This is a genomic window from Aliihoeflea sp. 40Bstr573, from assembly GCF_024105655.1.
Lineage (GTDB): Bacteria > Pseudomonadota > Alphaproteobacteria > Rhizobiales > Rhizobiaceae > Aliihoeflea.
On sequence record NZ_JAAAMH010000058.1, the window covers coordinates 1 to 1,334 of the forward strand.

1 pseudogene is annotated in these 1,334 nt (G+C 59.2%); it reads left to right on the plus strand.

The annotated features are described in order from the left end of the window. Nucleotides 1–1,293, plus strand: a pseudogene (locus GTK01_RS20860) (hypothetical protein); the annotation flags it as partial. Nucleotides 1,294–1,334 lie beyond the last annotated feature (41 nt).

The window sequence follows — 1,334 nt, forward strand, 5'->3', positions numbered from 1 at the left end:
GGTCTTCATCCCAGCCTTCGCCGCGCGGACGGCCCTGCAAACCCAACCAGCGATGCCGCCCGCGCTGGCAACAAGACCGTCAATGCACTAACATTCCAGCCGGACCCGTCAGTGGGGGCTGATCAGCTTGCCGCCATAGAGACGGAACGCGCGACGTTGCTAAATGAGCGCGACACCGCAAGGGACGTAAGAGCCAAAGCCGAAACTCAAGTGTTGGCGATTGATCAGTTGCTGACGCGCTACCATCTCCTCAGCGAGCATTATGCGTCCGACCTGAGCCGTTTGGACTTCGTCGCAGAAGGCGCGCACTATTTCGATGGCTTGCAGACCGTCACCTGTCCGCTCTGCGGGCAGAATATGGACGACGAGCATGCCCATAAGGCTGCGCAGGCCAGTGCGGGCATCTATGCGGCCGCCAGAGCGGAAGCCGCGAAAATACTTGCCCAGCGCGATGACCTTGAAGACGCGATTGGCAGCTTGGAACGGCGGCGCGAAGCGCGCGACGCGGAAAGGGCGAATGCGCTAGCTGCCTATGGAGCTGCCGAACGCGGACTGGCCAACATTTTGCAACCCGCTGTCACGAACAGCACTGCGCAGCTTCGCCGCCTCAATGTGCGGCGGCTCGAGTTGGAATCTGCCCGCAACACGAGCGACCAAGTCGAGACCTTACGCGCGCTCAAAGCAGAAATCGAGCAGAGCAACACTGGTAAGGGCAAGACCAAAATACAATGGGAAAGCCTGCCCGGAACATCCTTGCTGGCATTCTGCAAGGAAGTCGAAGCGGTTCTGAAAGAATGGAAATGGGAAGGCGAAGGCCGCGTCGAGTTTGACGAGAAGAATTTCGACATCAAGGTCGATGGGCAAACTCGACAGTCGCACGGGAAGGGCTTCCGAGCTGTCTTGTATTCAGCCTTCGTAATCGCGTTGGTTCGCTACTGTCACAAGAAGTGTCTCCCCCATCCAGGGTTCGTGGTCATCGACTCGCCATTGACCAGCTATAAGCGGCGGGGTGCGAGGGATGTGGAGGGTTCTGACAGCACAGTGAGCACGGGCGTCGAGGCAGCATTCTGGGTGTCACTCACCAAAACTGCGCAGGACGTGCAGGTCATCATCGTAGAGAACAAGGAGCCGCCTGCCAGTGTGGCCGCCGCTATCCACTACGAGTGGTTTGCCGGAAATGAAGCCGAACCCGGTGATCGGGTCGGCTTGAACCGCCCCGGGTTTGCCGGAGGCTCCAACTTCCAAATAGGATGGAGCCATGACGAGCAAGACGACGAACAAGTTTTCCCCTGAGGTGCGCGAGCGCGCTGTGCGGTTGGTGTTGGATCACGAGG